Origin of the sequence: Microcoleus sp. B13-B6, assembly GCF_036705405.1 — a bacterium.
GTDB lineage: Bacteria > Cyanobacteriota > Cyanobacteriia > Cyanobacteriales > Microcoleaceae > Microcoleus.
Genome location: NZ_JAUBUJ010000049.1, coordinates 38,123 through 59,879 on the forward strand (window position 1 = coordinate 38,123; position 21,757 = coordinate 59,879).

Annotated in this window: 24 protein-coding genes; 5 read left to right on the plus strand and 19 right to left on the minus strand. The window is 43.8% G+C overall.

The window, feature by feature from the left end:
- Positions 1-675: 675 nt before the first annotated feature.
- From QUB35_RS21295 to QUB35_RS21305, 3 genes are all read left to right on the plus strand, one after another.
- Entirely contained in the window at positions 676-1,578 is a 903-nt protein-coding gene (locus QUB35_RS21295; protein ID WP_333143739.1) for an MBL fold metallo-hydrolase, read from the plus strand.
- A 393-nt stretch (positions 1,579-1,971) separates the two neighbouring features.
- Positions 1,972-3,174, plus strand: coding sequence for a bifunctional riboflavin kinase/FAD synthetase (locus QUB35_RS21300; protein WP_333143740.1), 1,203 nt, complete (start codon positions 1,972-1,974; stop codon positions 3,172-3,174).
- A gap of 287 nt (positions 3,175-3,461) precedes the next feature.
- Entirely contained in the window at positions 3,462-4,370 is a 909-nt protein-coding gene (locus QUB35_RS21305) for a MoxR family ATPase (protein WP_333143741.1), read from the plus strand.
- Between the two features lie 583 nt (positions 4,371-4,953).
- Here the strand turns inward: QUB35_RS21305 and QUB35_RS21310 are convergent.
- From QUB35_RS21310 to QUB35_RS21400, 19 genes are all read right to left on the minus strand, one after another.
- On the minus strand, positions 4,954-6,153 hold the full coding sequence (locus QUB35_RS21310; protein ID WP_333143742.1) for a glycosyltransferase: 1,200 nt from the start codon (positions 6,151-6,153) through the stop codon (positions 4,954-4,956).
- A 278-nt stretch (positions 6,154-6,431) separates the two neighbouring features.
- Positions 6,432-6,743 (minus strand): helix-turn-helix domain-containing protein, encoded by a 312-nt coding sequence (locus QUB35_RS21315; protein ID WP_333143743.1) that lies wholly within the window; start codon positions 6,741-6,743, stop codon positions 6,432-6,434.
- 156 nt (positions 6,744-6,899) lie between these two features.
- Positions 6,900-7,484 (minus strand): DUF7662 domain-containing protein, encoded by a 585-nt coding sequence (locus QUB35_RS21320; RefSeq protein WP_333143744.1) that lies wholly within the window; start codon positions 7,482-7,484, stop codon positions 6,900-6,902.
- 379 nt (positions 7,485-7,863) lie between these two features.
- Entirely contained in the window at positions 7,864-8,268 is a 405-nt protein-coding gene (locus QUB35_RS21325) for a hypothetical protein (protein ID WP_333143745.1), read from the minus strand.
- Positions 8,269-8,313: 45 nt separating this feature from the next.
- Complete coding sequence (locus tag QUB35_RS21330) at positions 8,314-8,802, minus strand: hypothetical protein (RefSeq protein WP_333143746.1); 489 nt, start codon at positions 8,800-8,802, stop codon at positions 8,314-8,316.
- Between the two features lie 3 nt (positions 8,803-8,805).
- Positions 8,806-9,027 (minus strand): hypothetical protein, encoded by a 222-nt coding sequence (locus QUB35_RS21335; protein WP_333143747.1) that lies wholly within the window; start codon positions 9,025-9,027, stop codon positions 8,806-8,808.
- A gap of 170 nt (positions 9,028-9,197) precedes the next feature.
- On the minus strand, positions 9,198-9,383 hold the full coding sequence (locus QUB35_RS21340) for a hypothetical protein (protein ID WP_333143748.1): 186 nt from the start codon (positions 9,381-9,383) through the stop codon (positions 9,198-9,200).
- A 90-nt stretch (positions 9,384-9,473) separates the two neighbouring features.
- The gene (locus QUB35_RS21345; RefSeq protein ID WP_333143749.1) at positions 9,474-10,115 is read right to left on the minus strand and encodes a hypothetical protein; all 642 of its coding nucleotides are present in this window, start codon (positions 10,113-10,115) and stop codon (positions 9,474-9,476) included.
- Positions 10,116-10,117: 2 nt separating this feature from the next.
- Positions 10,118-11,194, minus strand: a complete 1,077-nt coding sequence (locus tag QUB35_RS21350; RefSeq protein WP_333143750.1) for an RAMP superfamily CRISPR-associated protein — start codon at positions 11,192-11,194, stop codon at positions 10,118-10,120.
- A 1-nt stretch (position 11,195) separates the two neighbouring features.
- Positions 11,196-11,672, minus strand: a complete 477-nt coding sequence (locus tag QUB35_RS21355; RefSeq protein WP_333143751.1) for a hypothetical protein — start codon at positions 11,670-11,672, stop codon at positions 11,196-11,198.
- On the minus strand, positions 11,669-12,634 hold the full coding sequence (locus QUB35_RS21360) for an RAMP superfamily CRISPR-associated protein (protein WP_333143752.1): 966 nt from the start codon (positions 12,632-12,634) through the stop codon (positions 11,669-11,671). The genes QUB35_RS21355 and QUB35_RS21360 overlap by 4 nt, the downstream gene beginning before the upstream one ends.
- A gap of 29 nt (positions 12,635-12,663) precedes the next feature.
- A complete protein-coding gene (locus QUB35_RS21365) occupies positions 12,664-13,284 on the minus strand; it encodes a hypothetical protein (protein WP_333143753.1) in 621 nt (206 codons plus the stop codon).
- Between the two features lie 28 nt (positions 13,285-13,312).
- Entirely contained in the window at positions 13,313-14,167 is an 855-nt protein-coding gene (gene csx7 / locus QUB35_RS21370) for a type III CRISPR-associated RAMP protein Csx7 (protein WP_333300743.1), read from the minus strand.
- A 7-nt stretch (positions 14,168-14,174) separates the two neighbouring features.
- Positions 14,175-15,329: a putative CRISPR-associated protein gene (locus QUB35_RS21375; RefSeq protein WP_333143755.1), complete on the minus strand. Its 1,155-nt coding sequence runs from the start codon at positions 15,327-15,329 to the stop codon at positions 14,175-14,177.
- Between the two features lie 28 nt (positions 15,330-15,357).
- On the minus strand, positions 15,358-15,768 hold the full coding sequence (locus QUB35_RS21380; protein ID WP_333143756.1) for a hypothetical protein: 411 nt from the start codon (positions 15,766-15,768) through the stop codon (positions 15,358-15,360).
- On the minus strand, positions 15,765-17,012 hold the full coding sequence (gene csx10 / locus QUB35_RS21385) for a type III-D CRISPR-associated RAMP protein Csx10 (RefSeq protein ID WP_333143757.1): 1,248 nt from the start codon (positions 17,010-17,012) through the stop codon (positions 15,765-15,767). The genes QUB35_RS21380 and csx10 overlap by 4 nt, the downstream gene beginning before the upstream one ends.
- Positions 17,009-17,731, minus strand: a complete 723-nt coding sequence (locus QUB35_RS21390; protein WP_333143758.1) for an RAMP superfamily CRISPR-associated protein — start codon at positions 17,729-17,731, stop codon at positions 17,009-17,011. Before QUB35_RS21390 ends, csx10 begins: the two co-directional genes overlap by 4 nt.
- Positions 17,728-20,109, minus strand: a complete 2,382-nt coding sequence (cas10, locus tag QUB35_RS21395) for a type III-B CRISPR-associated protein Cas10/Cmr2 (protein WP_333143759.1) — start codon at positions 20,107-20,109, stop codon at positions 17,728-17,730. Before cas10 ends, QUB35_RS21390 begins: the two co-directional genes overlap by 4 nt.
- Before the next feature lie 61 nt (positions 20,110-20,170).
- Positions 20,171-20,377: a hypothetical protein gene (locus QUB35_RS21400; protein WP_333143760.1), complete on the minus strand. Its 207-nt coding sequence runs from the start codon at positions 20,375-20,377 to the stop codon at positions 20,171-20,173.
- Between the two features lie 114 nt (positions 20,378-20,491).
- Here QUB35_RS21400 and QUB35_RS21405 point away from each other — a divergent pair, with 114 nt between their 5' ends.
- The gene (locus tag QUB35_RS21405) at positions 20,492-20,818 is read left to right on the plus strand and encodes an MgPME-cyclase complex family protein (RefSeq protein ID WP_172192102.1); all 327 of its coding nucleotides are present in this window, start codon (positions 20,492-20,494) and stop codon (positions 20,816-20,818) included.
- A complete protein-coding gene (locus tag QUB35_RS21410; RefSeq protein ID WP_333143761.1) occupies positions 20,815-21,552 on the plus strand; it encodes a hypothetical protein in 738 nt (245 codons plus the stop codon). Before QUB35_RS21405 ends, QUB35_RS21410 begins: the two co-directional genes overlap by 4 nt.
- The last annotated feature ends 205 nt before the right edge of the window (positions 21,553-21,757 follow it).

Below are 21,757 nucleotides of genomic sequence, written 5' to 3' on the forward strand. Positions count from 1 at the left end.
GGGCAGACAATCCAGACAGTATTGCTTGATAATTAATAGCAGAAGCATTCCTAAACTGCTAAGATTTTGGAATTAATGGGAGTTGAGTTAGTTAAACCGGGTTCTGCTAAAAAGGAGTCCCTGATGCTCATGGGCAGGGGTTAAATGGCGGGACCATCTCAAGTCGGGTAAATTAACCGTCATTCTTGTAGAGGCGCCTTTAGGCCCGATCGGCAACATCAGCCAGATATCGGCGCAACACAGCCCCGACACCTGCATATTATGGTCGCTAAACCGGACTAGATAGCAGGAAAGCCATCATCCGCGTTCCAACCCGTAAAGCAGCAGGGCAAACAAGCAACCGCGCGATCAGGTTCGGCAAATGCGGAGGCTGGAACAAACAGCGGCTTTTGACCAAACTCAGACAGAACTGCTGCCCCAAAGTGTGTCTGCGGAGGTTAGGCTAGTGAAGAGACGAAAAGAATAGTTACGATCGAGACTTGATTAGTCTACCTTGTAATTTATTGCTCAGTTGTCAAGCCCAACAGTTTTGCATTCTCGCGATGAGCGAGACTCTTGGCACTTCCAACAAGTGGGGAACTCGACCGTCAAAGAGCTTGGGTTTGATGGTAAAGCCCTTAGTAATATGTAAACACCTTATCGATAACTCGCCGGAACAATCTTGCAAGAAAACCCATGTCTAGTATGCACAACCAATTCACGGTTCACTTCTGGGGCGTTAGAGGTAGCATAGCGTCTCCCGGAGCAGAAACAGTACGTTACGGGGGCAACACGCCCTGTGTAGAAATGCGAGTGGGTGACAGTCGCCTAATTTTCGATGGCGGTACTGGATTGCGGGTTTTGGGACAAACTCTCCTGTCCCAGATGCCCGTAAAAGCTCATATGTTTTTTACTCACTCTCACTGGGATCACATTCAAGGATTCCCATTTTTTGTCCCAGCTTTTATTCCTGGGAACTGCTTTCACATCTATGGGGCTATTGCTCCTAATAAGGCTACTATCCAGCAGCGCCTCCACGACCAGATGCTGCACCCCAATTTTCCGGTACCCCTGCAAATTATGGGGGCAGACCTGAAATTTAACGATATAGAAGTGGGCAAACCGCTGGAAATCGGAGAGATTAAGGTGGAAACTGCTTTGCTCAACCATCCGGGCGAAGCTATAGGCTACCGCGTAAACTGGCGGGGGTATTCGGCTGCTTACGTGACTGATACCGAACATTTTCCCGATCGTTTAGACGACAATGTGCTGTATTTAGCTCAGGATGCTGATGTGCTGATCTACGACGCTACTTATACCGATGAGGAGTATTATGCCCCGAAGAGCAGCAAGGTCGGCTGGGGACATTCGACTTGGCAGGAAGCGGTGAAGGTGGCAAAGGCTGCTAATGTCAAAAAGTTGGTGATTTTTCACCACGACCCGCTGCACAATGACGAGTTTTTAGACAGGGTGGGAGAAGAAGTGGCTCAAAGGTTCCCGAATAGTTTGATGGCGCGGGAAGGTTTGTCGTTACAATTGCTGCCTCCTGATAACGATTTGTCTGAAGCGTTGGTGCAAGCGCCTCAAGTGTCTGTCTGATGGATTTGAGATTGTCAGATGGTTCTGAAATCTAGATCTGTGAAATCTGACATTTAAGCGAGGGCTGACCGAAAGCATCCAGGATACAAGCCCCCGGATTCATTCCGAAAGCAGACTCAGGACCGGTGAAATAAAAAACCTGTATCCCATGAAACTTGCCCCCCGAATTTATCCGTGGGGTCAATGCTTCAATCGAAAATCTAAAATCTAAAATCTAAAATCGATTGACCTCAGTCAAAGACGGATACCGTGCCACGTACTCCTGTCGTGGAAAACCAAAAAGTTTAGACCAAAGTTCAACCTTCCAGATTTATCTGTGGAGTAAAATCTAAAATCTAAAATCTAAAATCGACTGGCGATCGCAATCTGGCTAAGTATGTCAAAATTTTAAGCGTGTGGGTAACTTCTTCTTGTACCGCTGCTCTGACTCCAACTTCTGTTGCCTTGGGAAACTTTGATGGTTTGCACCTAGGGCATCGACAAGTCGTGCAGCCAATTTTAAATCGATCGCCTGGGCAAAATTCTGCGACGGTTATTGCGTCGGGGCAAAACTTGCTCTCCAACGCTGGCAGAGATGAAAATTTGGAAAGCGAACATCCGGCGACCTGCGAAAATGACTCAGCAGCACCGCCCGATAGAGCCGACAGCCGCCATAATTTCGATGGTTTGATAGGCCCTAGGGCAGAGGGCAACAGCCTCTCTGGGATCGATTCTGATGGGGTCGATCGGCTTTACGGCACTGTGGTGACATTCGATCCGCACCCGCAAGAATTTTTTACGGGTCAACCGAAAAAACTGCTGACACCTCTGGCAGAAAAGGTAGAATTGCTCGCAGCAATGGGCGTCGAGCAACTTGTGCTGCTGCCGTTCGATCGAGAACTTGCGGCTTTGACTGCTTCTGAGTTTGTCGAGGAAATTTTGGTGCGACAACTAAAAGCGAGTCGAATTAGTGTGGGGGTTGATTTTCGGTTTGGACGGGGACGCGCTGGAACGGCTGTGGATTTGCAGTCGATCGCCTCTGGTTACGGTATTGATGTTGCTCTTGTACCGCTGCATAATTGCGGTGAGGGCGATCGGATCAGCAGTTCTGCAATCCGCGAAGGTCTGGCATCCGGCGACCTCACAAGAGCGAATCAGTTGTTGGGGCGACCTTACAGTTTAGTCGGAACTGTGGTTGGGGGACAGCGGCTGGGTAGGACGATCGGATTTCCTACTGCTAATATCGAACTGCCGCCGGAAAAATTTTTGCCACGTTTTGGCGTGTACGCGGTGCGAGTCTCGGTGAAGCATGGAGGGGAAAAGATGAAAGAGGAAAGTTCTTCCTATCAGCGGGAAAATCCCAAATCTATAATCCCCGGCATAGCATCAAATTTATTTTTTGTCAATGGGGTGATGAATGTTGGCTGCCGCCCCACGGTAGACGGCCTGCAACCCACTGTGGAAGTTCACCTGTTAGATTGGTCTGGGGATTTGTACGGTCAAACCTTGAGCGCGAGTTTGGTAGAGTTTTTGCGACCCGAACAAAAATTCGCTTCTCTGGAAGCTCTCAAAACTCAAATTCAGGCAGATTGTGATATTGCTAGAAGCGTATTATAGCCTAGGGCATAGGGCATAGGGCATAGGGCATAGGGCATAGGGCATAGGGCATAGGGCATAGGACTCGTCCCCATACCTCACCACGCTTGAGAACCGCTATAGCTGCTAAAGTCTAATAATTATGCGATCTAGAACGGGCGATCGGTTTTAAAAATGGTGCAAGATGAGTCAGACTAAATTCTAGTTGTACAAATACGAAGTCCGCAAGGCAAAGACTCAAGATTTTGGCAATCTTGATATCTTTTCGACAATTAGCAATTAGCAATTAACAATTAGAAATCAGGGATATGAGACAAAATATTGAGCGGCTAAAACAAAATCTAGGCAAAACTATTGTTGGCAAAGCGGATGCTATTCGCTTGGTGCTGGTAGCCGTGCTTTCGGGCGGTCACGCGCTGCTGGAAGACGTGCCGGGTGTGGGAAAAACGCTGCTGGCGAAGTCTTTGGCGCGATCGATCGATGGCAAGTTTCAGCGGATTCAGTGCACTCCCGATTTGTTACCGACGGACATCACCGGTACTAATATTTGGAATCCGCGCAGCGGAGAGTTTGAGTTTTTGCCCGGGCCAGTTTTTGCTAATGTTTTGCTTGCCGATGAAATCAATCGGGCGACGCCGCGAACTCAGTCAGCTTTGCTGGAAGTGATGGAAGAAAAGCAGGTGACAGTAGATGGAGTTTCTCGAAATGTTCCGACGCCGTTTTTTGTGATTGCGACTCAGAACCCGATCGAATATCAAGGCACTTTTCCGCTGCCGGAAGCCCAGATGGATCGGTTTACTTTGTCTTTGACTTTGGGCTATCCCGCTGCGTTGGAAGAGTTGCAAATGTTGGAACGGCTTTCTGATAGTTTTGCTGTTGAAGATTTGCAGCCTTGTATTTCTTTGGAAGAAGTGCAGGAATTGCGCCGTTTGTGCGCTGGTGTGAAGGTGGAAGGCTCTTTGAAACAGTATATTGTAGATTTGGTGCGATCGACGCGGGAGGATGAGGAGATTACTCTGGGGGTGAGTCCCCGGGGTGCGGTGGCTTTGCACCGGGCCTTGCAGGCTTTGGCGTTTATGGAGGGCCGGGATTATGGGACTCCTGATGATGTGAAATATTTGGCACCGCACGTACTTTCTCACCGATTAATTCCGGCAGGGGGAAAGAGGGCTAAGGCGATTGTTGACAAGTTGTTGCGGTCTGTTCCTATTCCTTAAAAAGTTTGTAAGTAGGTTGCTTTAATTATAGGAACAGGCAAGATGCCTGTTCCACAAACAATTACAGCTTAATTAAAGGAACAGGCAAGATGCCTGTTCCACAAACAATTAATTTTCATGTGGAGTGGACAGGAGATCCAGCCATTGAAAGACTTATTAATCATGGTGCAAGATGTCATATCAAATCCTGTTAGCATCGGAATTGTAAAATCCAGTCAACAGTCAACAATCACGGACGCTGCAACCGGAATCGATATAATTCATCTGCGTTAATCTGTGTTTATCTGCCTCTATCTGCGGTTAAAAAAAGAAAATTTTTGAACAGCAGATGACAATGGATTGACGTTGATTCACGCAGAGGTCGAGAAGAGATATATGAATAATTCCGATGCTAATACCAATTTAAGGTGAAGTTGCACATATCTCGATCCCCCTAAATCCCCCTGATTGTTGGGGGACGAAAGAGAAGAATCTTGTCCCCCCCTTCTTAAGGGGGGTTAGGGGGGATCAGATTCTACGGGGCCTCATAAAAAATTGGTATAACAGATTTGATGTCAGTTAATCAATAGGTTTTGCACCCTTCTCAAGCACTCTCAAACAGCGCCACTAATTTTTTTGCCTCTAAATCAACATTGTGTTGTTGAGCAACTCTCTCGGCTCCTGTTTTCCCCATTTGTTCTAGCTTTTCTAGAGGTGCTTCCAGTGCCGCGCGCATTGCTACGGCTAATGCTTCGGCGGAACCGGGAGGAACTAACCAACCGCAAACACCGGGTTCTACGAGCTCCGGGATGCCAGCAACATAAGTGCTAATTACGGGCCGATTGAGAGCGAGGGCTTCCATAATTACGACGGGCAAACCTTCAGCAAAACTAGGCAATACCATTGCCCGTGAAGCTAAAATCTCTTGCTGAACTCGATCGCCACTGGCCCAGCCGGTAATTTCTATATGATTTTGCAGGCCGAGTTGCTGAATCTGCTGTTCAATATCCGATCGCAGCGGCCCGTCTCCTACGAGTACCAACTTAAACTCTAAGCCTTGAACTGCTAGCAAGTTAGCAGCTTCTAGCAATAATAAATGACCTTTTTGTTCGCTGAGCCTCCCTATGCAAGCTAAGCGGGGTGCTGCGGGTATGGGGACGTAGGGTGCAGCTAAAAATGCAGCATCTACGCCGCAGTGTATGACGTGAATTTTTGACCAAAAAGTGCGATCGCACCACCGAAAAAGCTGACTTTTACCGAAGGAACTAACTGCTGCTACAAAGGTCGATCGCTTAATTTTTTCGTCTAAGGAAAGAAGTGTGGCTTTATCAAATTCTTCAGGGCCGTGAACGGTGAAACTGTAAGTCGGGCCGCCAAGCACGCGGCACAGCATTGCAACTGTTGTCGAATTTGTCCCGAAGTGAGCGTGAACGTGTGCTGTACCCGATTCTGCAAACCAATTTAAAAGAATGCAAGCTTCTGCTAAATAAGCTAGATGCAGCAAAATCCCCCGTTCCGAGTGCCAGCCAACTTGAAATGTTAGGCGCAAAGCTTCGATGAATCGAATGGGTCTAGTTGCGGCAAGGCGGAGCAAACCCCACGCTAACCCCTGTACACCAACTCCTAAGATTACTTGAGTCAATTCTTGCTCTAGTTTGTCGGCCTCATCAACGAGTTCTGACTTGGACGATCGGATCGAAAAGCGTGCGACTTTCAGGCCGCAATTTTCAACGGCTATAACTTCTCTGCGGATAAAGCTGTGGCTGACTTTGGGATATAGGTTGACTAAATAAGCGATGTTCATGAACGGGGAGAAACTTTTATGGTAAAACTCTATATTAGTTTAGCCTTTAATCGATCGAAGTCTAGACAGGATTTGGGGTGGGGTTATTTATTCTGTTATGTTTTGATGGATTGGTTCGCGATTTAAGATAAGGGCATCAATGATTTTATAAACACTCAAAGGCATAGCGAATTCCCAAACAAAAAAATCTGTTTTTTGTCAGGGATTGTCTCAGCTTAATTATAGGGGGCTAAATTTTAGCCACCTACTTTGTGAGGTGGCTAGAAAAAAATGCAAGATTACGAATTGCCTAAGCAAAGTTGTTGCCGAAGTTCTGGGGGAATCGCTTCAAAATGCTCTAACAGAAAATTCATCAAGGCGAGGTTACGCAAGTCGTGCAGTTGGGGATGGCGGTGCTTGCCTCCCCTGGTAAACCAGCGACGCACAGTAGAAAGCGATCGACAGCAAATGAGAGCTAGAGCTTCTTGCGGGACATCCCATTTTGCGTAGAATTGCTGCGGAGTCATCGCCAGTTGACAGTCCGCGTAAAGCTGAATGATTCGTTTTTCTCGCTCCGTAATCGGGCGAGGCGTGAAAGAATGGTGTATCATAGAGGTGATTTTTTAATTTTGAATCGGCCAGTGCCCAATTTGCGGCGCTGGCTTTTGTTTTTGGGGGCTTTGTTTTTTGGCGCGATCGCACTTGACGATCGCCTAACTAAGCCTTACTATAACAACATACTACTATAATAGTAAAATGTCAATTAATTAATCTATGTTTTCAGATTCTTCCCTGGAGCTGAAACCCGCTATCTCAGCGACTAAATTCAGATGTTTGAGGGTGGAACGAGCAGGTAAGTGTCCGTTCTCCCACTTACTCACAGTCCTCTGGTCAACCCCCAACCGTTCTGCAAATTCTGTTTGTGTCAACCCCAGATGGAGACGTAATGCCTTGATCAGTTCGCCATTCCACTGCACCCCATCGCCCGCCTGCCGAACCTGAATTTTCTGGATTAACTTGCGAAATGTTACCCGTTCTGCGTCGAAATCGACAGTTTCAACCCGATATCCTGCCTGCATCCAAGCGGTAGATTGCAGAGCGCCCTTTTTGCGGTTGCTCCACCAAGCTTGTTGAGTGCGTGCGGAAGGGGGGAGTGCGTCGTTTAGCAATGCCTCTATTTCGGCGAAGTTGAGGGTTACTTCGTCGAGATGGCCATTTTCGCGCAGATAATCTAAGAGCGACTGGTACTTGCTGCCCTCCTTCATGCGGTGTTTTGTGAGGTTTTCAGATATAGAATGCCACAAATCGGGGGATGACGGGGAGCGGATGGGAGTGGGGGGTGCGATCGCCAATTATTTATTTACCCAGACACTTCCATTGTGTCGGTTGCGTAATATTTGGAATTTTTATCAAGATAAAACACAAAAAATGGATCTCGCCCTTGACGGAATGGCGGATTGAGAGGGGCGATCGCGCGTTTTAAAAAGTGTGGGAAGCAATTAGGTCGATCGATTAAAGTCCCCTTGCGGGGAAGTCTGAGCAACTGTCAAAACAAATTTGACTATTACGCAGCATTGTTACGGAAGCTAGTTTCCGTCCCCGTCAGGGGAAGTTTGCAATTTTTGGATTTTGCACTTAAGAAACTCTTTATTTTTAACCCTATCAGGGTATCCCATTTTTTTTCAAAAGTCAAGTCCGTGAAAGTTTGAGGCTAAATTTTAGATATTTCGGTCAACTATTTAGTCGCTCTTTAACTATTCGCAGATTGTCAAAAGATTGGTCAACCTCTCTCGTTTTATATCTACTATAATGAATCCTAGAATCAGTTCTTATATCTGTTAAATATCGGGCTATTTGACTAGCATTTTTTAGTTCTTGATAAGCTTTATTCAAATCTCTGTACTGTCGATTTTTAGCAATTTTAAAAACGTAAGCAAGCAGGCGATCGTGAGGCGATGGGTAGTTTTGGTATTGTCGTTCGAGATCGTCTCCCTGAACCTTTGCATACCATTCTACCCAGTGCAGGGCTGCATAAAAACACATTGTTACTGCCCAATCAGGAGAAGTATCTCTGATACTAAGTGCCGCCTGTTCGTTATACTTAGCTTGTTCGCTATGGGAATGTTCGCTCGGCATAAAAATCAACAGCTACTTTCTAGTTTGTTCAGTAATTTAATATTTTTAACTTCCAGCCACCACAAATAAATTCTTGGGCGATTTCACTTGATTGTAGCTTGTAGAACTTGAAAAACTTATTCTCGATTCAGAAACTACTTTAGCCCCGTCTTTAATTTTGGCAAACTTCTCGACCACTTTTCTGGGAAAGTACCACTCTTCATTAGTTTGATCCCGCAAACCCCACTCACAATCAATTATTAAATCTTGGATTTTGTCCCAAGTTTCATAATCTAACTCTGTTTCAGGGTGCAGTTCTAATTCAAATTCAATCCAGTGAATATCTAAGGCTCTAGGAGCTACGGCTCTAACTTTTGCTACACCGTCCATCTTCGCTAACTCCTGGACTAATTCCTGTACTTCAACAGGAGCAGTAGGCGACTTGAATGACTGCTTTGGTTTCAGAGGAGAAGAAGAGAATTGAGAGAATTTAAAAGTTTCTGGATTCGATATTGAGCTTTGAAGTTCTGCTCTTAAGTTTGTGATTACTCTCATTGTCTATTCCTGCAAAAATTCATTGAGACGATCTCTTAGAAATTCGGCCTTTTGCCGGGTGAATGCAAAACTGCCTACCAAATTTTTTGTCTTTGTTGACTCCGAATCTTCAGCATTAAAAGGACTATCTGATAACATTCCTGCTATTAATATCCCATCGCTCTCGTCAATAGCTATTACTACACCAGTCACCAGATAAACTTTATTTTTTTCTGCATCATTCATTTGTGTCATCCTCAGGTATGGTCTTACAAAAACTATCACAAATTCTGGGGTTTTCTTTAAAACTAGGAACTGGATGTATTCATATGGCGAGTTCCTAGTTTCTAGGGAAACGCTAGCTTACACAATGGGCTGCTTTGAGCAGCTAATTACTTAAGCTGCGCCGTTTTTTGTTAGGCTACAAGTCGGTATTCGGACATCTGTGACGAGACAGAGTAGCCTGGAACAGCCTTTACCCAGAAAACTGTATAGTAAGCTACACAATACCCCTGCTTGACTTTGCTTTGAGCGGACTCGGAACGGTTCAATGCTGAGTAATAGTCAAATTTGTTAGAGTGAGATTTTTCTTTTGCTAACATATTGTGGCCTCTTTTTATGCTTACAGTCAATATTATAGCGACGGGGCAGAGTTAATGCAAGGAGGTTTGGTAGTATCAACAGCCTGGTTTTTAGCCAGCACATTTAACCTTCTTGGGGCTCCCATCTTCCTTAATATCTAAAACCTCCACTTTCACCACTTGTCCTTCAGAAATAGATTGGGCTTTTTTCGGTTCTTTCTCAGTTAGCCTGATAGTTCCCAGAATTTCATATGTCACCTTGTTTCCTTTTACAGCAGTAACTTTGGCTTCGACAATTTGACCGATTGCAAACTCATGACTGCCGATCGCCTTAGCAATTTCAACTTGTCTCGCTGACTCTACAACTGGGGTCACAACTTCTCCAATCGGCCCCGCTTCTTTGTAGTAACGCATCAAACGAGATGCCCAACCTAAAATTTGCAACAAAGTGCTAGCATCCCCTTGAAAGCCTTTGAGACAATCGCTACAAGCTTTGTCGATGCTGCGGTAATAATCTGTGGTTTTGCCACTGTGTCCGATTTGTCTGCCATTACCGACAAGGGTTTTAAGATACTTGAAAAACCGGGAATTGGCATCAGCTCGATCTTGATTAACTGCATTGCGGAGATAGGCGATCGCCTTTCCCAATTCATTTACATCAGTTTGTTCTTTAACTAAAGTTTGAGCGATCGCGTGGGCAATTTCCCACTGGTTTTCGGTCAAAGATTCGGTCACTAATTCAGTATTAGACATCTTTAATACATTCCTGTTGGAGGTTCGCGATCGGTCGGATATTTCAACACTTCAGCTAGTTGTTGCAATTGAGTTGCTTGCACTAAGCTAGAATGAGCAGCTTGAATATTTTTTTGCATAAATTGTTGCAACTTTGTGCCAGTCATGCTGTCAGATTCGGGAGGATTGTAGGAGGAATAGCGATCGCGCAAATCTCCCTTATTCTGCAACACCCTTGCCGCTGTCACCTCCACAGTCATTGTTCCCATGCCGATCGGCTTCCCGCCGCCTACCTTGAGGGCGATCGGATACTTTGGATCTTGCCCCAACACAATCAAAAGCGTTCCTAACTCTGCTGCTGTTAAGTTTTTGAATTGTATCTGTGTTTGGAAAGTATACTCTTTAGCCGCTTGCTGAACAGTAATTCCTTGATTTTGACCTTTGTCGATCGCCCGAATTGTGTGATAGTAAAACTTGCGGCCTGCTACGTTGCCTCTTGCGTCAAAATATGCTCGTCTTTGATCGGGACGGGGACGATATAAAGATGGCATAAATCCCGTAGCAAAGCCCGTATTTTCGCATTTAGCATCGCTGAATTCAATTAGCCCTTGCCAATCTAAGGCACCGAATACTTGACTTGCCGGACAGAGTTCTTGTTTATTTTTACATGGCAAGCGTTCTTGCGGAATTTTATCTCTGTATCTTGATGTAATTACTGCTAAAGTGCTGTTAGTAATGGCTTCGTATGCTGACCGGATGCAGCCTTTGAGAGAACTACCTTGAATTGATAACTTTTGGTCAATATTTTGAACCATTGTTTTGATTAAAGGGACGCGGCTGCCTATGTCGCTACCCATGACAACTACGCCTGTAGAGACGTGCAAAGTAGTCTGAACTTTCAGAGTTAGAAACAAAGTTCCGTGCAGGCGATCGCCCAAATATTGGTGATGTCCGGCCGGAGGATTTTTTGGCGGTCGTTCCTTGGGGAAACTAATTAATTCATAAGGTTTAGGTTCTCCTGTTTCAGCGGGATTATTAGAAACCGGACTACTAGGCGGCGGTGTAGAACGTCGGGGCTTGGGTGGGAGATTTGTAGTCATGTTAACTCCTGACTGTGAGGGCGACAAAATGAACGGTAGCAGTTCTTTTTTCTTGAAAGTATCGCTGACCTATGCTAATATTGTTAGAGACAATCTTTTCATTCTTTTTTCCCTTATAAATAAAGCTTTTAGGGAATTTTGGTTCGTCAAGGGGGTGAAAGTAAGCCGCGCGATCGCAAATTTGCCACTCGCAATCTTTATCGATCGGCTCAAATCCTTCTAAATCGGCTTCAACTCGACTCAGCAGTAAGGCTTGATATGCACTTCCCTGCTTTTTCCAGCGCAATTCGCGATCGGCATTAAACATTTGCCCTTCAAAACCGGGGAAAAACTCTTCGGGCAATTTCATGCAAATGCCGCTGACTGCGTGGGGCGATCGCACAAAATAATAACTTTCCTCAGTTGCTAACTTTTCTAACAACTCTTTAACTTCATCTTGTGACAAACCCGATCGAACATATACAAAACCTTTCTTCATGCTGCGGCACCTGTTAAAAGCTTACTCCAAGCACAAACTGCACATTTAAATAAATTCGGTACACCAGTCTCACCGTCGCCTTGCCATTTTAGCTGCACTCCAAAACCTAAATCCATCGCTTCAGCAGCAATAGGGGTTTGTTCGCGATCGGGTTTAGAAAAGCCATAATTTGCGGCTTCTTCAGTGTCTAAAAATTCTCCTGCACCCAGCAAGAAAGCCTGTCCCCATCGACCGGGTTTGACTATTTGTTGAATTTGGCGATTATCTTCATCTAATTTACAACCAGGATATTGAACTACGGCTTCGTTATATTTGACTGTCACCGTCCCCAAACCGCGAGATTTAGCAAAACCGATTCCAAACCAGCCCTCATTTAAGTCTCGCAAAACTAAGCCAATCAAGCCTAATTGTGCTAATGAAAAGTTTTTGAGATGTATTTTAGTGCGAAATTCTCCGGCGGTGCAGACTTGGTAGTTAAAGGGGCCAACGGCTACGGAACCGAAAACGCGATCGATCGCGACTCCATTGCGTTCTTGAATTTTGAGCTGTTTCTTATCAATTGGGTGAGCATCTTGGATTCTAAGTCTGCTAGCAATTGAAGTATTTCCAAACATTTGGTCTGTAAAAGAAGATAACCGATAAATATCTTGGGAATCAGGGATACTCTCAAGATACTTTAATTCATCCCGATTAAGAGGATTGCTCGCCCATAAAGTATCTCCATTAGTAGGACGTTTGTCTGTACCTACTGTCCTGACAATTCTCTCAGCATGAGCGCGAATAGCACCTTTTAAACTGCTTCCCGGTAGATAAATTGACTTTCCTCCTGCATGGTAAGTCTCGACAAATTCCATATCTGGTTTAGTTGGGTCGGCTCCTTCTTTGCCGGATTTGATGAGAATTGGGCCGTCGGGAATGAGAGTTAAGTCAATTGTACAGTGGTTGACAAGTCGTTTGTGCATAGTTTAGTAGGTCTAGGGATAGTTTAAGATTAAGCCGTTACTAACTGATTTAGCTGAACTTCACACTGTTGGAAAACATAGTTAACGGCAGCAAAGAGTGGATCTAGCTGTTCTATTAAATAGCGGTTAACATTTTTGGTAAAAACTGTTTCTTCCAATTTGCCAAACTCCCAATCTTTGCCGTTGGAAACAATACCAAAAATTATTACCTGAAGTTCATTGTTAAGTTGCTGTGCTGCAACCATTTCAGCTAGGCACTGCGCCCAACCTTCATCGAACTTGTCTTGCTTGGCCTCAACTAATAGAAAATAAGGCTTGCCAAACACAAATTTTCCTAAAGGGGAGCGTTTAGTCAAAATATATTCAGGAAAACCACACAGATTCTGGTCGTAAGTAAGAGACTTATGGCTCCATAAAACAAACTTAGTATAATAAGATTTCCAAACTTCTTTGAGAACTGGATAGATCAAATTTTCGCACACAGCAAACTCTGAATTGTCCACAACTGCTTCCCGCATCATAAATGCTAAGTCTTCCCGAAAATAGTCAGGGATACTAAATGCAGTTTCTCCCATAAAATTAGCTTCAGTGTAAGTAATCTGAAACTCTTGGAGAACTTCACCGATATCTTTATAATTGCTGAAACTCATATTGACCTCCTGTGTGGGATGTTTAGTTTTAGCCTTGAACTATTTGAGTTGGAGATGATTGAGAAGTTTTATTTTTCAGGAGTTTATCGATCAGCTTTTGTACCCAGTCATCTTTATAATCGGCTGCATCTTCATAAGCCGTTTCATCTCCCATCACTAACTTTTTTAAGTATTCTAACAAAAATTCGGGATGGTCTTCGACATCAATCCAGCGCATCTTATCAATTTCTAGTTTAACCACTCCTAAGCCGCGCGATCGCCCTCCTCCGAGAGGTATTTGTTCGGTCTCAAATTGATGCAAACCAATCATTAATAAACCCAATTCCCAATCATGAGCATTTTCAACTACTGCTTTAAAATCAAAGGGAGTTGCGGCGGGGACAACTTGGTAGTCGTAAAGTTTGCCATCGGCGGCGGTTTCTGTGTCTCTGTCAATGGCTACGCCATCTCGTTCTTGATATTGCCCGAACCACGCATCGGGTTGTACAGTTAAGTCGCGAACTTGAAATTTGCTGGCCATCCAAGGAGTGCCAAATAAACTGCCAATATCGTCTGTTATTTTGATGAGCTCTTGTGTTAGCTCAAAGTCATTATTCTTGTGTTCATTTTTCAAATATTTGACTTGATTGTTTCTAGTTGAACTTGTGTAGTTAGCCGGATCTTCGGCTAGATTTGGGTCGATACCTCGGAGGAAGCTCTCTAAGCGCGATCGTAGTGCACCTTTAAAGCTTGAACCGGGAATCAAAGGTTTGCCCAAAGCGTCTTTGATTACTGGTAAATCGGAGCCAATCGGTTCGGTTGAGCGACCCGCACTAATGCGAAGTGCTGTGATTGTTGTCAGGGTTCCTGTGATTTCCAGTCGATTTTTGAAAGTGTCAAACATAAAGCGATCAGGGGTTGTCGTTGACATCATCATGCTTTCCATAATGGCGCAGGTACAGCTTGCCATCTTTGGCAATACAACTGACTCGCCAGCCAGTATTTTTAATGTAAAAGTGATCGATTTCATTCTTTCTGACTCCTCCTTCACATCTTTGCCCTCCTTCATACCGCGAAAAGTGAAGTCGAGAATCAAATCGAGTGGTATCTCCCTTAAATTTTAGCATTGAACCAGATACTTCAGAAAGTACCTCGTGTAACTCAAATTTTCTTTGAGAGTCTACATTGGTTTTTTTATAGTCATTTTCAAACCAATCTTCGTAAACAAGGCAAGGAAACTCTAATAAATCTCGGGCGAGAACTTCTCGTTTACAGTTATTCCAAGTCAGTCTACCCCAGTTGCTCAGTGTTGCTTCCTCGCCTACCACAAATATCAAAGTTTCAGGCACACTCTGAAGTTCTGATAACTTAACCCAAACGCCTACTCCTGAAGCCATTAGAGCAAATTGAACTGGCTTAATTACTGATTTATCCACTTGGATGGGCAAGCGAGGAATTCTAATAAAGTCTTGACTACCTTCAAAAATGTAAATAATTTCATCCGCATAGAACATCCCAATCGTGTTAGCGAATCCTTGAATCGCTTTGAAACCACCAACTAAGTTAAAACAAATTTGATAACCGCTATCTTTATAACCAGGAACAGTCTCATCAATCCAGTTCAGAAACTCATCAATACCATTGGTGAAAGATTCTGTACTTCTTGCTGAAAAACCCTGGGGTGTATATACATCAGCAGTTAAACCCTGTTTACGCAGAAACTCTTCTAGCATTTTTGCTGTAACTTGGTCTTGTGCTGTGTCAGTAGCAATTAACCAGTGCATATCTTTACTACCTTGATTTAATTGTTTTTTGTATAAAGCATAGATGCCATTCAATTCAGCACTTGCTTCTCGAATATCTTCAACTTCACTCTTAAGCTTCTCTGCTGCTCTATCCTGCAAAGTTGTAATAATATCTGATACATCTTTATGATGCTTGGCGATTTCTTCCTGAGATAAATTCGCTGTATCTCGCAAACGAACAGCCCAGTTATCTTCAAATTCTCGATCGATTTGATTGGTGAGCAAGCTTGTACCAACGGTAGAAATTACGAGTTTCTTCATAGCATCAACTTCTTTTTATAAACTAAAATTAACCTTTGAGTTTGTAGGTTAAATGTCGCGCACCGTAGCCAAGATAACGACGGGTTAGTTCGATCCAGATAATGTTGAGATCGTCGGTATTAACTTCATCCGCTATTTTCTTAGCACGTTCCTTAATTCTGGTGTCAATATCTTTAATTATTTGGGCAGCTAGAGAATCATTTCCTCTGCCCCATTTTTTGTCACGTCCAAGTTGATAGCGCAAGAAATTTTTGATAACTTCTGTGCTTTCTGTTGTGTCAGCAACTCGTACTAAATTACGAAATTGAGATTCTTCTAACTCTCCGTAAGAGTTTTTATTATCCAAAGCATCCTGAATCCACGTTACTAAAAAGTCTTCAGCCTGACGAATACCTTTCTGAATTTTTAGTTGTTTTTGTTGCTCTGATGATTCCCTCATTTAGCTTCCTCCCGAAGTATTAGATGAAATTCGTTGCAAATTTGTATTTGACCAAAGCCTTCCTCTGTGCGATCGCCTACTCCTTTGATTTCCAAATCATTTAACTTCTCCCTCCATAAACTTGACTGAGTTGTACTGAATAAATAAACCCCTCCCTTATCTGTAATCAACTCCACATCTTTCATCAATCCCCATGCAGAATTCCAACCCGATAGGTAATCATAATTACTATAAGCAGCGTGCAATTTCAGAGATGAATCAATCACTCCTGAAAACTGACGAAGCATATCTTCTGAAATAACAGTAGTACGTCTCCAATTTTCTCTTAATATAGCATCAGATTGTAGATCGATGGTGAAATACGTGCGATTTTGTAGCAAATCTTCGAGAGGGTGGTTATAAATTCTCTTCCATTCCTCCCACCGCTGATGTAATTTTTTCTGAAAGTTATTGATTCTTTCTTCCACCGAAGGCTTCAAAGCTTTTGCATCTACAGGCGACTTAGCTGTAATTTTAACTCGTCCCAATCCCCGTGAAGTTGCGCCACCTAATCTCAAATCGTCCTGATGATTGTGTATAAAAAATTGTAGAGAATCTGCTATTTCATTTGCTACTATAATTGCTCCTGTATAGACGACAGGCTTCTCTTTTTTACCCCTACTTTGAGATTCATTCAAAACTTCAATACTGTACAATACTCTTTCTTCAGAAGTGGCTCGTCTTCGATTAATGCCAACTCGCGTTAGCAGACGGGTAGTTGCGGAATGGCTGTAAAATTTGCCATTTAATTCGCTGTAAAAACCTTTGAAAACATCGACTCTACCTCCATCCCTAGGGCAGTTTGGATCGTACAAATGACCGAATCCTTCCGCACAGAAGCGATCGATAAGAGTATCAAAAACGCCATTGTTTCCTTTGGACTTAAAACCAGATTTTGTTTTAGAACTAAGAGCAGTAGCGGGTACAACCTTAACTTCTGGTTGGATTCTAGTTTGCTTCTCACCCTCAATTGTTGCAGGATAAGCATTTTGGAAAATAGCTGGATTATCACCCAAAAACAGATCGTGAAAATTGTCGCTAGCAGTAATGGGTGTAGTTGCGCGTTTCAGTATGTAAGCTGCAACTGCCCCTCGAATTACTGTACCAGGAATGTAGGTTTCTGCTTCACTAATTGAGCTGCCTGGCTTCTGTTTGCCAATTGCCAAAGGAGACAATGCTTTAATTTCTAAATTAATCTTTTTCATTCTCCATCTCCTTTTGCCAGAAAATCCCACGCAGCTTGTTCTGCGGCTTGTTCTAAGAGTAGGTTAGGAAACTCCCAATGCAGCCATCCCAAACCCGCTGATTTGCTGCCACCTAAAGCATGAATGTGTCGCATTCCAGCAAGAATTAATGCCCCTGCGTAATTTGGCTGACTAGGCAGGTGAATGTGTCCGGTAAACTTGAGTTGTGCGTTAGCTGGTGATGTTTCTAAAAAATAAAGTTTTTGTTCTTCAGCAGTACGGCGACAGCGATTAATTGTTACACCAGGACGCATCACTTCTGCTAAGTTTTCCGGGTCTTCCGTACAGATTAAATCATCAAATAAGATGCGAGAAGGCAAAACTGGATTGCCGAATATTTGACAAATTAGGCAATGCTTCCCCTCGTAACCTGGTACATGATATTCCGGGCGATCGAAGTTTTCTGTTAAGCCTGCTCTTTTAGGACACATGGTTTGAGGGTTGGGAGAATCACAAACTGCCCAACGCAAACCCCTGGCAATCTTTTCGCATTCGTGGCGCAAACGCCCCTTAATTTGAGAAGCAGGAATCAGTAAATTTTTTTCTGAGTTGCGAACAATAGGTTTATCAGCTAGCGAACCTGAAGAACCACCTGCACCGACACACAAAGCGGAGTCAATTACAGCGGTAATTTCATAGGATGTGACGCTGGAGTTGGATAGTCGAGCGATAAAAATCATGATTCAACCTCCATTGTCGCTAGCTCTGATTCTAACATATCGTCATCTTCAGAGGCAGCAATAAAATCATATAAATCTACCATGTCTCGCCAAATGGTTTCAAAAAGTGGATAGTCTGACTTGTCAGTCTCAAGCGACCCATCATCATACATCCAAGGAGCTAAATTGCCTGGGTTAGTTGGATCTTTTGGCTGACACCAAGCTTCTTCAAAATGTTCTCGCAGTTCGGATTTACCTTGCTGTACTCGCGTGCGGAAGTAGCGGTAATTCAGAATAGCTGTGTGTTTTCCCCGATCTAATAAACTCCTAATTTGGTAAAGTTGCGACTTGGGAAACTTAGCATTGTTTAAGGCTTCTATGGAGCTTAGTAATCCTCCTAATTCATGTAATGTGTAGGGCGCAGCATAAAGTTTGAGGTTGGGTTTCAGTTTCTTGAACAATGCCTCCTTGCGAAATACTTTTACATCCGAAGAAATCATGGTAACAGATTTCATTACCATAAAATCTACGGTCCCGCCACAGTATCCGGCGATCTTTAATTTTTTGGCTCGTTCTTTTGCTGATTTCAGTAATTGATCGATAAAATCTTTGGCATAATAGATGGGGGTATCATAAGCTGTAATTAGTACGCCACTTGAGGTACTGAGTTGGCATTGAGAAAGAGGAGCTTCTGTAGGTTTGTAGCGGTGGATTTTTTTCGGGTCGATAGGTTTATTAGAGCGCTGAATCTGATAGTCTCCATTGATTTGTTCTGTGGCTGTTGAATTTTCTACTAATGGCAGTTGTTTTAGCAATATTTTTTCAAATCGTTGTCCGATAGTTTGGGCGATCGCCAATGCTTTATCTGCTGGAACAATCAAGAAAATATCATCTCCACCAATGGTAATGATTTCAAAAGGATGGACTAAATCGCCGTTACTGAGTGTAGAATATTCATCGGTAAAATTTTGCAATTCATGAGGATGCAAACTCTCTGCTAATGCTTGGTAAACAGCATACTCCGTTGCTAATTCTACATCTTTACTAAACTCTTGATATTTTTGGGGAGTGCGAATATTTTGAATATAGCCACCCATATTATTGCCATCAGCATAGATATAGGCAATAAAATTTTTACTCGCATTCCCAATATGGCTGAGATTTTCGGCAATTTCAACGTTATCGGATTTCAAACCTCCATAGTATTTCTGTTTTAGACTGGGATTTTTTTCCAGAAAGCGATCGAATCTAGCTACCCAGCCTTCTATTACGCCTGGGTTCCATTCTAGCTGAGATTCCTCGTACCATTCAGGTACTTGGCGCAAATCTTTTTTAGCTCTGTAGCCAACTCGATGTTTCCGAGCAGAAGTTTCCGAAAAATTGGTTTCTTTAGGCAGTTTTGGTGGCTGCACGCTTGTTATTGCTGAACGACGTTCATTCCCATCTCGTATCAAGTAAGGATGTGTTTCAAACATTGGTGGATAGCGGCGACTGGGACGATTTGGAAAATCATTGCCACTCCGCCGTTGATTAAAGAGAACTGCCAATTTGGTGGTTATTTCATTAAAGCTCTTTCTATTTGCAAAAGCATCTTCAACGGATATAGGCTCTTCAGTACACCGTTCAGTTTTACTATTCTCTATATTTTTCTCCAAATTACCAAAGTAAGCTTGAACCAGCGGTTTTGGATAGTGCTGACGATACCACTCTAGCCAAAGTGTATTTTCAATAGGTTCTCGTAGCAACCCAAAGCGAATTTCTAAGAGTTTAAATTTCTCTCCTACGGCACAGGAATTTGCAGTTAAAGTTTCTTCGGTGTAGCGTTTTTCAATCGCATTAGCCAAGTCGTCAACCAATGCAGCCGGACAAAATGCCAGAATATTGCCACCTGTTGAATAAATAATGAGTTCGGGAATCAGTGCTTCTGAGAGTTTTGGCTGGCTGGGAATTGTGATATCGAGCCATCTTCGGATTTCTTGGCACTGAATTGTGTATTGGGATAACTGAGGATTTTTATTAAAAAAAGCAGGTAAGTCAACTAGGTTTATTCTGTCCAATAACGCCGAGCCACCGCGAACATCCTGAATTTTTGATGACTCAAACACATATTGCTTGATTTTGGTTGCACCGCCGTAAACTAAGCCGATCCGGGAGTTCCAAAGCTGAGGATGCTGTTCGCTTAACTGCTTTAACTCACCACTCGAATTCGGAAACTCAAGTTTTTCTAGTTCCCGAACCCGATCGACAATTTCCCTCACATCCTCCGGCACTTCCTCCCCAGAATTCAAAGCTCCTCGCATTTCCTGCAACACGCCGATCTCAAATTGAGGTTCGCGCCCCTCACCCCAAGCCAGACACCAAGCAATACCAGTCGCGATCGCACTCCAACAACTTTTCATATGCAAACCACTCCCAATCAGGTTTAACAGCCCCCAGATTGCCTCAATAATTGGTAATTATTCAACCTGCAATTCCATCTAATTTCCTATTGTCACCTAAATTTTCCCGAAAATCACCAGCCCGAAAAATAATCGCCCAAATCCCCAAAAAACCAGCCACTCTCGCAACACTCACAACTCCCCCAACTCTCACCACCAAAAATTTTTCTGAAGCGACTTGCTCTGCATCTACCCAAGATGACAGCAAATAAGGTAAAGTAAACGGCACAAGAGTCTAGAACTCTCCAACGATCGCAACTCCGCAAACCCGCCCCTGACCAGCAAAACTGGTCGGTACAGGCGGCATTAACTGCTAACCGTCAACCCCTAACAACCGAGAAAAATGCAAACCTACTACTACGTTTTAGCCAGCCAACGCTTTTTGCTAGAAGAAGAAGCCCTAGATGAAGTGTTTAAAGAAAGAACTCGCAACTACAACGAACAAGAAAAACAAATAGACTTCTGGTTGGTCAAACAGCCAGCTTTCCTAGAAGCACCGACAATGGCAGAAGTTAAAGCAAAATGCCCTCAGCCAGCCGCCGCTATTATTTCTACAGATCCTGTCTTCATCACTTGGTTGAAACTGCGATTAGAATATGTACTGACAGGTGAATTTCAAGCACCATCACCAACTATTCCCGATGCCCTTGCCTCCCTACAGACAGCATGAACAAAATAGCAAAATATCAGACAAAACAACTAACAACAATTAGGGGTAAACTGTACAAATTTATTTTGTCTCTACCCCTATTTTCTGCTACTTCGATCGCCCTTTTGGTATTGACAATTTTCTCGACTTCTGTTAAAGCTGAGTCGAGCTGCCAACCGCCCCAGTCCGATGAATATCTACTGTTAATTGTCACCCCAACACCCGAACAGCAAGAAAGAGCAAAACGCTCTTTCCCTGGAAATACTAACAACACAGTTTGTCAGTACATCAACGACACGGTGACGCGAGTTGGCGGCTTTCGCGACTCGCAAATCGCCAGCGATTGGGTTAAATACATCGAAGATGTTGTCGGATTGCAAGCTTACGTAGTACGATCGCCCGCAGCGGCACTACCCCAAAATTTGCCAGTCTACAACCCTCAGCCAGCACCAGGTTCTGAACCAATCACCAATCCTTCAACCGGCAATCTTGCCTTCAATCCCCAACCCCTGGGGCCTGGTTATGCAGTGTTAGTCGATTACTTCAACCAACCCGAATTAGCCTCGCAAGTCAGGGAAGCATTAGGCACGCAAGTAGGCTTAGCTTCCTACGGCCAGCGTCCCTTTTTATTCGTCGCTTATACAACGGATCAAAACGCCGCTACTGCTGCCGTAAAAGCATTGAGCGATCGAGGTTTTTGGCCGATGTTAGTAGACAGCCGCCGAGTTACCGTAATTTCTCCCGCTGTTCGTTAAAAGATAACCTACCCCCACCATCATTCGGATCGTGAAATCGCTACTAAGCTGAGGCGCATCTAAATTTTACAGTCAACTTTGATGAAATTATTGTGGGGTGGGCGTCTCGCCCGCCCGAAAAATACAACTTAGGATCGCGAATTAAATAACTTACAATTTTAATTGTTATTGTGGGATGGGCGTCCCGCCCGTCCAAAAAGGACGG

Bases quoted from the DNA above. Each gene is read 5' to 3' on its own strand.
- QUB35_RS21295 (WP_333143739.1), top strand. From the start codon at position 676: ATGTCTAGTATGCACAACCAATTCACGGTTCACTTCTGGGGCGTTAGA.
- QUB35_RS21305 (WP_333143741.1), top strand. From the start codon at position 3,462: ATGAGACAAAATATTGAGCGGCTAAAACAAAATCTAGGCAAAACTATT.
- QUB35_RS21310 (WP_333143742.1), bottom strand. From the start codon at position 6,153: ATGAACATCGCTTATTTAGTCAACCTATATCCCAAAGTCAGCCACAGC.
- QUB35_RS21315 (WP_333143743.1), bottom strand. From the start codon at position 6,743: ATGATACACCATTCTTTCACGCCTCGCCCGATTACGGAGCGAGAAAAA.
- QUB35_RS21325 (WP_333143745.1), bottom strand. From the start codon at position 8,268: ATGCCGAGCGAACATTCCCATAGCGAACAAGCTAAGTATAACGAACAG.
- QUB35_RS21330 (WP_333143746.1), bottom strand. From the start codon at position 8,802: ATGAGAGTAATCACAAACTTAAGAGCAGAACTTCAAAGCTCAATATCG.
- QUB35_RS21335 (WP_333143747.1), bottom strand. From the start codon at position 9,027: ATGAATGATGCAGAAAAAAATAAAGTTTATCTGGTGACTGGTGTAGTA.
- QUB35_RS21340 (WP_333143748.1), bottom strand. From the start codon at position 9,383: ATGTTAGCAAAAGAAAAATCTCACTCTAACAAATTTGACTATTACTCA.
- QUB35_RS21345 (WP_333143749.1), bottom strand. From the start codon at position 10,115: ATGTCTAATACTGAATTAGTGACCGAATCTTTGACCGAAAACCAGTGG.
- QUB35_RS21350 (WP_333143750.1), bottom strand. From the start codon at position 11,194: ATGACTACAAATCTCCCACCCAAGCCCCGACGTTCTACACCGCCGCCT.
- QUB35_RS21355 (WP_333143751.1), bottom strand. From the start codon at position 11,672: ATGAAGAAAGGTTTTGTATATGTTCGATCGGGTTTGTCACAAGATGAA.
- QUB35_RS21360 (WP_333143752.1), bottom strand. From the start codon at position 12,634: ATGCACAAACGACTTGTCAACCACTGTACAATTGACTTAACTCTCATT.
- QUB35_RS21365 (WP_333143753.1), bottom strand. From the start codon at position 13,284: ATGAGTTTCAGCAATTATAAAGATATCGGTGAAGTTCTCCAAGAGTTT.
- csx7 (WP_333300743.1), bottom strand. From the start codon at position 14,167: ATGTTTGACACTTTCAAAAATCGACTGGAAATCACAGGAACCCTGACA.
- QUB35_RS21375 (WP_333143755.1), bottom strand. From the start codon at position 15,329: ATGAAGAAACTCGTAATTTCTACCGTTGGTACAAGCTTGCTCACCAAT.
- QUB35_RS21380 (WP_333143756.1), bottom strand. From the start codon at position 15,768: ATGAGGGAATCATCAGAGCAACAAAAACAACTAAAAATTCAGAAAGGT.
- csx10 (WP_333143757.1), bottom strand. From the start codon at position 17,012: ATGAAAAAGATTAATTTAGAAATTAAAGCATTGTCTCCTTTGGCAATT.
- QUB35_RS21390 (WP_333143758.1), bottom strand. From the start codon at position 17,731: ATGATTTTTATCGCTCGACTATCCAACTCCAGCGTCACATCCTATGAA.
- cas10 (WP_333143759.1), bottom strand. From the start codon at position 20,109: ATGAAAAGTTGTTGGAGTGCGATCGCGACTGGTATTGCTTGGTGTCTG.
- QUB35_RS21405 (WP_172192102.1), top strand. From the start codon at position 20,492: ATGCAAACCTACTACTACGTTTTAGCCAGCCAACGCTTTTTGCTAGAA.
- QUB35_RS21410 (WP_333143761.1), top strand. From the start codon at position 20,815: ATGAACAAAATAGCAAAATATCAGACAAAACAACTAACAACAATTAGG.